This is a genomic window from Streptomyces sp. NPDC006512, assembly GCF_040611935.1.
Lineage (GTDB): Bacteria > Actinomycetota > Actinomycetes > Streptomycetales > Streptomycetaceae > Streptomyces.
Window position 1 is genome coordinate 1 of record NZ_JBEXPG010000132.1, and the last position, 4,249, is coordinate 4,249.

At 67.9% G+C, this 4,249-nt stretch carries 4 protein-coding genes and 2 pseudogenes; 2 read left to right on the plus strand and 4 right to left on the minus strand.

All coding sequences use genetic code 11. The annotated features are described in order from the left end of the window. A partial coding sequence (locus tag ABZZ17_RS39860; RefSeq protein ID WP_356884258.1) for a hypothetical protein occupies nt 1-232 on the plus strand: 232 nt, incomplete at its 5' end. Nucleotides 233-365: 133 nt separating this feature from the next. Here ABZZ17_RS39860 and ABZZ17_RS39865 read toward each other — a convergent pair. Beyond that, a complete protein-coding gene (locus tag ABZZ17_RS39865; protein WP_356884260.1) occupies nt 366-773 on the minus strand; it encodes a YciI family protein in 408 nt (135 codons plus the stop codon). A 1,023-nt stretch (nt 774-1,796) separates the two neighbouring features. Beyond that, on the minus strand, nt 1,797-1,976 hold the full coding sequence (locus ABZZ17_RS39870; RefSeq protein ID WP_356884264.1) for a hypothetical protein: 180 nt from the start codon (nt 1,974-1,976) through the stop codon (nt 1,797-1,799). A 734-nt stretch (nt 1,977-2,710) separates the two neighbouring features. Between ABZZ17_RS39870 and ABZZ17_RS39875 the strand changes: the two are divergent. Beyond that, nucleotides 2,711-3,102: pseudogene (locus ABZZ17_RS39875) on the plus strand (transposase family protein). A gap of 56 nt (nt 3,103-3,158) precedes the next feature. Here ABZZ17_RS39875 and ABZZ17_RS39880 read toward each other — a convergent pair. Beyond that, nucleotides 3,159-3,647 carry an N-acetyltransferase gene (locus tag ABZZ17_RS39880; protein WP_356884262.1) on the minus strand — a complete coding sequence of 163 codons (489 nt, stop codon included), beginning with the start codon at nt 3,645-3,647 and terminating at the stop codon, nt 3,159-3,161. 125 nt (nt 3,648-3,772) lie between these two features. Beyond that, nucleotides 3,773-4,172 (minus strand): annotated as a pseudogene (locus ABZZ17_RS39885) (GNAT family N-acetyltransferase). Nucleotides 4,173-4,249: the final 77 nt, after the last annotated feature.

Here is a 4,249-nt window from a genome sequence, read left to right on the forward strand (position 1 = left end):
CTTTGTACTCACCCTCGCGGGCTTTCCTCCGGGCTTTCGTTCTGTGTTCTTGCGTTTCCGACTCTATCAGACTCTTTCGGGCCCGATTTCCTCGGCGCTTTCCAGGTCCTGCGCTTTCGCGCTTTTCCTTTCCGGCGGTTCCGACTCTATCAGAGATTTTCCACCGGATTTCCCGGCTTCAACGTTCTCGAATGAAGAGTCGAAGACACCCCACATGGATTTGAATCCTTGAGGGGTGGAGTGCTGCCGAACCTGTCCGGTTCGAGGCAACCGTTTAACTCTACAACCCTCCCCGGGGAGAGTCAAAATCGGGCTGCCCACCTGGGGAGGGGTGCCAGTAGACAGCCGCGGTGGCTTCCACCACGTCACTCCGTGATGGTGGGCGGCGCCGTCAGGAACGGCCGCACCTCCAGCCACTCGTGGATGGGCTTGCCTCCCTCTCCCGGGGCAGCCGAGAGTTCCCCGGCCACTTCGAGGGCCCGTTCGTAGCTGTCGACGTCGATGATCATCCAGCCGGCGATGAGGTCCTTGGTCTCCGCGAACGGCCCGTCGGTAACCGGCGGGCGCCCCTCGCCGTCGTAGCCGACCCACGCGCCCTCGGGGGCGAGGGCCTGGCCGTCGACGAACTCGCCGGTCTGCTCCAGCCGGGCCGCGAAGTCGTGCATGTACCGCACGTGCGCCGTGATCTCCTCCGGGCTCCACCGGTCCATCGGCACGTCGTTGACCGCGGCCGGCGCACCCCGGTAGTGCTTCAACAACAGGTACTTCGCCATCGTGCTCTCCTCATCGCCCCTGCGACCCCTTACGGTCGCCTTCACCCCGGGGACGGAGCCGGACGCGGGTTCTCGACATCCCCGGCCGGCTTTCTTTCGCGCCCTCGAGGAGCCGGCCTGCACGCGGCGCGGCCGGTGCCGCGGCTCGGTTCCACGGATCAGGCGTGGGGCCAGGCGCCCAGTGCCCGGTCCAGCCGTTCGCTCTGGTCGCGCGTGACCCCCTGGGCGAGGGAAAGTGGTCCTGCCCTCCGGGAGAAGGGAGTCACAGTGGTCAGCGCCCATCCGGCCGGCTCCCACAGCGGGTGCTCCTGGAGCAGGTCCTGCGCCAGCCGTGGAGCGTCAGCTTTAGTGAAGCCCACCCGGAGGAGAGCGCACCACCGACCAGCGCGGCAACCTCCGCGGCCAGCAGTGCGTACAGCGCTTGGACCCCAACGTGAGGTCCCTCCAGGACAGGCCAGGGCCGAGCTGCTGCCCGCCGTGGGTGGCCAGCTGACCGAGCCGGTCCCCTTCGGGGTGGGAGACGTAGTACTCCGTGCCCTCGTCTCCGACGAAGTCGCGGCCACGACAACCGCCGGGTGTCCCCCGCCGAAGGGGAACCCTGAAGACCGACCATTGCTCCGCGTCGCTCAGGGCCCCGTACGCCGCGTCCGTGTCGGCCTCAGGCAGACGGCCCAGAACCCCGGCAGGACCAGCAGCCCATCCCGGCCAGCAGTAGATCGCTGGTCGTACGAGGGCTGGAGGAATCCGCGTCCGAGGGATCCGCACCAGCCACCACGCCACCTCCAACACCGCCCCGTGCCCGTTGTCCCGACGGCTGTTGCTGCCCGCTGCCTGGAACGGGCCCGAAGCCGAAGCCAGCAGACGGGCCTGCCGGATCCCCGACACCGTCCCACCGCCACCCCAATCGGCAGTAGGCCCTGTACAGGCTCCACGAGCTCGACGGCAACGGGTTGCGGCCTACACAAGGGCACGAAAGCAGCGATCGCCGGACGTCCACCGGTCTGCACCTCCACGCCACCCTCGTCACCGCCGCCCACCCGCCCCTGACCGAACACTGGCGGTCTGGCCGATGCTGGTCTCGGTGGCGCCGTCGTGTTCGCGGCGGGTGGTGTCGCGGCGGACGACCTCGTAGCCGCCTTCATCCAGGACCGCGACCGAGGTGAACCAGGCCGGGTCGTCCTCGTCGGCCGCCGTTGAGGTCATCGATCACGCGGCCCCTGACGGGTCGTCGACTCGGTTCTGGGCTGTCCCGCAATGACCGCTCATAGCTCCGGGAACGGTGGGGGGTCGTCCATCACCTGCAGCAACTTTCGAGCAGGCATCGCCAGCTCCGGCCGCACGGAGGAGGCGACACCCTCGATGATTGACCGGCCTGCGTACACGGCAGCCCTTGCAGCCGCCTCCCAGCCTGTTTGCTGCTGGTAGCTCGCGTCGTGCTTGCGATCCTGGGTCGATGCAGCAGCGGAGTGCCACTGGTCGGTCCGGTAGATGCTCCCCAGCAGGTCCAACAACTCGGCTTTGCAGGCCACCTGCGGGGACCCGCCAGTTCGAGAAGGACCGGGACCGTGGGAGCTGTCACCTCGCCGACGACGAACCCCAGCGCACATACGGCGTCGCCCAGGTCATCGATGGCGATGCGAGCCGTGTCCTCATCGCCATAGGCGATCCGGGCCAGCAGAGGAGGGATACCGCCGGCCGCAACGCCCGTCGCATCGCGCAGTTCTCCCCAGCGGACCCCGGAGACGCTCCCCAACAGACCTCCCACACCCTGCTCCTCAATAACCTCGTGCCGGTCCGGCGGTGCCATAAACAGGGTGCAGCCGCGGGTGATGGTGAGACCCCGACCAGGGGCCTGTGACGGAGTAGCGGAGCGGGGCCCGGCGTTGCGCCATGATCTTGCTGCGACTGGAGTGATCACGGCGTCGGCCCCGTCCTGGATGGCCCCGTTCACCGGGCTGAGCCCACGCTGCTTTGGCAAGCTGGTGACCGCACTGCGCCAAGACGGAGCCGCGGAAGTACGACGGGGTCGGCCGTGGGGGCTGCCGCTGGAAAATCGGGTCCTGCTGATCACGACGTACTGGAGCACGAACGTGACGCTGCGCCAGCTTGCCCCGCTCTTTGGGAGTCCGCGGCCGACCGCGTCATCAGACACCTCGGCCCCCTGCTCGCGCTCGGGGACGGAACCCTGGTCCCCACGCGCGACCACATGGTGGCCGAGCGGTCGAAGAACTACCGCTACCTTCTCCGCGACTGCCGATTGAAGGGCGATGGAGTCCGCCACGCGATGAGCAGCATCGCCCGGCTGCACAACCTCACCCTCGTCGGGTAGACAAGCAAGCCGAACACCGGCCAGCCACGCCCGCACCAACCCGAAGATCCTTTCCCTTAGGCGAGTTCCTTCCGCATCAGCGTGCACACCGTCTCGTAGCGGCGCAACGTTCCGTCGGGGGTCTGCTCCTGCCACGAATCCGGCTGGCGGTCGTATGCGACGTATCCGAGCCGTTCGTACAGTGCACGTGCCCGGGGGTTGCTTTCCTCCACACTCAGCTCGGCCCGCCGCAGGCCGCGGTTCCTGATCCGCAGTTCTGCGGCTTCGACGAGGAAGGTGCCGATCCCGCACGATTGCAGTGCGGGGTGGACGGCCAGCTGCCACAACGTGCCGGCGCCTTCCCTCACCTGGTAGTCGACGCCGCCCTTCGCCACGGGGATGTCGGCCGGCGAACAGACCGCGAGGTAGTCGACCTCGCCGATCCGCGCCCGTTCCAGCTGCTCGGCTACGCCGGCCAGATGGTGTTCAGACCCTGCCCACCCGCATGACGCCAGGTCCGCATGCACCAAGTCGCGGGCTGACAGCTTCAACAAGACGTCGGTCATCTCGAGTACCTCCGGTGAGCCAGCATCCACCCCAGCCCCGCGGCAGCACAAAGACGTTTTCGCGCCCCCGCACTGGCATCCTGACTCATCGTCATGCTCCTTACTCTGCACCCGCGTTCGCGGTACTACGGCTCCGTGTTTCCAGATGGCGAGGGCTCCCTCAACTGTCGTACGAAGCTGAGGCCCGGGCGGGAGTCCAGTCGGAGTTCCGCGACGGGGAGGAAGCCCGTGCGGGCGAGTACGGCTCGGGAGGCGGCGTTGTCGGGTGTCGTTACGGCCCTGGACGGTGGTCAGGCCGTACTCCGCGCCGGCCAGCCCGCAGGCTTCGCGGACCGCGGCGGTGGCAAGCCCCAAGCCGGTGGCCCGCTCGGCGATGCGGTAGCCGAGTTCGGCCATCTGCTCGCGGTGGCAGGAGGCGAAGCCTGCGAAGAAGTAGGCCCGGTTCTCCCGTTCGAACGCGAGTAGGGCCGGCGCGTGGTCGGAACGAAGCAATTGGAGCCGGTTCCGTCCGGGCCGTAAACGCAGAAAAGCCCCGCACCATAAGGTGCGGGGCTTTCCCACAATGATTGTTCGGCGGCGTCCTACTCTCCCACAGGGTCCCC

Bases quoted from the DNA above. Each gene is read 5' to 3' on its own strand.
- ABZZ17_RS39865 (WP_356884260.1), bottom strand. From the start codon at position 773: ATGGCGAAGTACCTGTTGTTGAAGCACTACCGGGGTGCGCCGGCCGCG.
- ABZZ17_RS39870 (WP_356884264.1), bottom strand. From the start codon at position 1,976: ATGACCTCAACGGCGGCCGACGAGGACGACCCGGCCTGGTTCACCTCG.
- ABZZ17_RS39880 (WP_356884262.1), bottom strand. From the start codon at position 3,647: ATGACCGACGTCTTGTTGAAGCTGTCAGCCCGCGACTTGGTGCATGCG.